A 3,662-nucleotide genomic window follows, 5' to 3' on the forward strand; every position below is an offset into this window, starting at 1 on the left:
GATCGCCGGCGTCAGCCGACAGCTCCCGGCACTGCTCGCGACGATTCCCCTCTACGCCGCCTTCGCCGCGATCATGATCCCGGTCGGCGTCGTCGCCGGCAGAACAGCGCGCCTCGACGTCGCCCGTACACGCGCTGTCGTGTTCTCGGGTGCCACCCGCAACTCGCTGGTCGTGCTTCCGCTCGCCCTCGCGCTGCCGGCGGGTTTCGCGCTCGCACCGCTCGCCGTCGTGACGCAGACGCTCGTCGAGCTGATCGCCATGGTGGTCTTCGTGCGGCTCGTGCCCCGAGTCGTGCCGGGGCGGCAACGGCGGTGAAGCAGGGGGTGCCGCGGGGGATCCTCAGACCAGTTCGCTCACCAGCTGCTCGATGCGCGCGCGGATCTCGTCGCGGATCGGCCGGACCGCGTCGATGCCCTGGCCGGCCGGGTCGTCGAGCTTCCAGTCCTCGTAGCGCTTGCCGGGGAAGAACGGGCACGCGTCGCCGCAGCCCATGGTGATGACGACGTCGGAGGCCTGCACGGCCTCGGTGGTCAGCACCTTGGGCTGTTCGGCGGTGATGTCGATGCCGAGCTCGCCCATCGCCGCGACGGCGGTCGGGTTGATCTGATCGGCGGGCATCGAGCCGGCGGAGCGGACTTCGATGCGGTCGCCGGCGATGTCGCGGAGGAAACCTGCGGCCATCTGCGAGCGTCCGGCGTTGTGCACGCAGACGAAGAGGACGGAGGGCTTGGTGGTCGTGTCGGTCATGGCTGCTCCTTCGGAGAGGTGTGGTCGGGGAGAAGGTCGTCGACGAGCGCGTGTACGCGCCCGGCGATGTCGTCGCGGATGGCCTCGACGCCTTCGCGTGAGGCGAGGGCGGGGTCGCCGACCGCCCAGTCGTCGTAGCGGACGCCGGGGATGACGGGACAGACGTCGCCGCAGCCCATCGTGATGACGACGTCGGCGGCGCGGACGGCGTCGTCGGTGAGCGGCTTCGGGAAGCGCTCGGCGGCCGCGTCGCCCTCGATCTCGGCGAGCAGCGAGCGGACGTGCGGGTGGATGACGTCGCCGGGTGCGGACCCCGCCGAGCGTGCGACGACCCTGCCTGCGGCGAGCTTGTTGACGAGCGCGGCGGCGAGCTGCGAACGCCCGGCGTTGGCGACGCAGACGAACAGCACCTGCGGCACGGACGCATCGCGGTCGCGGGTCAGGTCGGCGAGGCGCTGGCGGGCGAAGCGCTCGGTGAGCGGCACGAGCGACGACGTCACCCGGGCACTCCGCGCGAGTGCGGTGTACGACTCGCGGACGGTCGTGAGCACGACGTCGGGATCCAACTCGGGAACCTCTGCCGCGAGTTCCTCGGCGAGACGGGTCACCCGGGCGTCGAAGTCGGGCCGGCGCTGATCGTCGTCGGCGGAGGCGCTCCACGGTGCGACCGAGGCGGGTGCGAACGAATCGAGCAGCGCGGTGACGGCGCTGCGCCGCGTCGGGTTGATCCGATACCAGACCCAGGTTCCCCGGCGCTCCGAGGTGAGGACGTCGACGTCCTTCAGCACCTTGAGGTGGTGGGAGACCGTGGGCTGGGAGACGTCGGCGAGCTCGGCCAGGTCGCAGACGCACGACTCGCCGCGCGGGTCGGAGGCGATGGCGGACAGCATCCGCAGTCGCAGCGGATCCGACAGCGCCTTCAGCGTTGCTGCCACCGTCGAGGCTGCCTCCAACCCGATGGCGTGGGTGGCGACGGGGCTGCAGGTGTCAGCTGCGGTCGTCAGCGTGACGTTCATGACGGCATCCTCTCGGCGGTGAATGGATCGGTGTGGAACCAGCGGCGGGCTGCCCAGAGCGAGACGTAGACGAGTCCGACGAGAACAGGTACTTCGATGAGAGGACCGACGACCCCCGCGAGAGCCTGGCCGGATGTCGCGCCGAACGTGCCGATGGCGACGGCGATGGCGAGTTCGAAGTTGTTGCCGGCGGCGGTGAAGGCCAACGTCGTCGAGCGGGCGTAACCGAGCCCCAGCGCCTTGCCGGTGAAGAGTCCGATGAACCACATGATCGCGAAGTACGCCAGCAGTGGCAGTGCGATCCGCGCGACGTCCCACGGGCGGCTCGTGACCTGTTCGCCCTGGAGCGCGAACAGCAGCACGATGGTGAACAGCAGGCCGTAGAGGGCCCAGGGGCCGAGCTTCGGGAGGAAGCGGTCTTCGTACCAGTCGCGTCCCTTCGCGCGCTCGCCGAGGAATCGGGAGGCGAAGCCGGCGACGAGGGGGATGCCGAGGAAGATCAGCACGTTCAACGCGATCTGGCCGATCGAGATGTCCAAGCCTTGCGAGTCGAGTCCGAGCCAGCCGGGGAGGACGGTCAGGTAGAACCAGCCGAGGAGTGAGAACGCGACGACCTGGAACACCGAGTTGATGGCGACGAGCACGGCAGCCGCCTCACGGTCGCCGCAGGCGAGGTCGTTCCAGATGACGACCATGGCGATGCAGCGGGCGAGCCCGACGATGATGAGACCGGTGCGGTACTCGGGCAGGTCGGGGAGGAGCGCCCAGGCGAGGACGAACATGAGCGCCGGGCCGACGAGCCAGTTGAGCACCAGAGAGGAGATGAGCAGCTTCTTGTCTCCGGTGACGGCGGCGACCTTGTCGTAGCGGACCTTGGCGAGAACCGGGTACATCATCACCAGTAGGCCGAGGGCGATGGGGATCGAGATTCCACCGACCTCGAGGCGGGCGAGCAGGTCGGAGACGCCGGGGATGAAGCGGCCGATGAGGATGCCGCCGACCATGGCGAGGCCGATCCACAGCGGCAGCCACCGGTCGAGGGTGGACAGGCGGCGCGTGGCCGGCGTGGTGGTGACGGGTGCGGTCGCGGTGCTCACGAGGGGCCTTGATTCGACATGTGTCTATATTGACGGATCTCGATATACGGCACAACTCTGCGAGAGAGTGTTCACCTGCTCGTCACCTTCGGAGCGAACGGTGTCGGCGACCACTCCCAGGGGAGGCGGAGAGCGGTCCGGCTAAACTGGGAAGCGGAGTGTCGGGAAGCCTGGTCGACGAATGCCCGCTCGTCGACCCGAAAGCTCCCTCATGGACAAGCCTTCCTCGCGTCTCGCCAGAGTCCGCTCCGTCTTCCCCTCCGCCTCGCGCGCTGAGTCGCGCCGCATCGGCGCGATCCTCCGCAAGGAGGCCGTCGGGGGAATCCTCCTCGTCTCGCTCGCGGCGATCGCCCTGTTGTGGGCGAACTCGCCCTGGGCGGAGTCGTACTTCGCGCTGCGGGACTTCGAGATCGGATACGAGCCCTGGCACCTGCGCCTGAGTCTCGGCGCCTGGGCCGCAGACGGGCTGCTCGCCATCTTCTTCTTCCTCGTCGGCCTCGAGCTCAAGCGGGAGTTCGTCGCGGGGGACCTGCGCAAGTTCAGCACGGCCGTCGTCCCGATCGTGGCGGCCGTCGGTGGCGTGATCGTCCCCGCCGTGATCTACCTGGCTGTGGTGGCCGGGTCTGCCGAGGAATCCCACGGGTGGGCGATCCCGACCGCGACCGACATCGCATTCGCCGTGGCCGTGCTCGCCCTCATCGGATCGCACCTCCCGAGCGCGCTGCGGATCTTCCTGCTCACCCTGGCCGTCGTCGACGACCTCATCGCCATCGGCATCATCGCGTTGTTCTACACGGAGAC

General features: G+C 69.1%; 4 protein-coding genes and 1 pseudogene. 2 read left to right on the forward strand and 3 right to left on the reverse strand.

Annotation, left to right across the window (positions count from 1 at the left end; genetic code table 11):
• Positions 1-316: pseudogene (locus tag ACNPM4_RS12925) on the forward strand (arsenic resistance protein); the annotation flags it as partial.
• A 24-nt stretch (positions 317-340) separates the two neighbouring features.
• On the opposite strand, the gene ACNPM4_RS12930 reads toward ACNPM4_RS12925, so the two are convergent.
• Genes ACNPM4_RS12930 through arsB form a run of 3 tightly spaced genes read right to left on the reverse strand, consistent with a single transcriptional unit; the run spans position 341 to position 2,768 of the window.
• Positions 341-748, reverse strand: coding sequence for an arsenate reductase ArsC (locus tag ACNPM4_RS12930; RefSeq protein WP_372468031.1), 408 nt, complete (start codon positions 746-748; stop codon positions 341-343).
• Complete coding sequence (locus ACNPM4_RS12935) at positions 745-1,764, reverse strand: metalloregulator ArsR/SmtB family transcription factor (RefSeq protein WP_448985935.1); 1,020 nt, start codon at positions 1,762-1,764, stop codon at positions 745-747. The genes ACNPM4_RS12930 and ACNPM4_RS12935 overlap by 4 nt, the downstream gene beginning before the upstream one ends.
• Positions 1,761-2,768, reverse strand: coding sequence for an ACR3 family arsenite efflux transporter (gene arsB, locus ACNPM4_RS12940; RefSeq protein WP_448985950.1), 1,008 nt, complete (start codon positions 2,766-2,768; stop codon positions 1,761-1,763). The genes ACNPM4_RS12935 and arsB overlap by 4 nt, the downstream gene beginning before the upstream one ends.
• Positions 2,769-3,072: 304 nt before the next feature.
• Here arsB and ACNPM4_RS12945 point away from each other — a divergent pair.
• A partial coding sequence (locus ACNPM4_RS12945; protein WP_448985936.1) for a Na+/H+ antiporter NhaA occupies positions 3,073-3,662 on the forward strand: 590 nt, incomplete at its 3' end.

The organism is Microbacterium umsixpiens, from assembly GCF_053543675.1.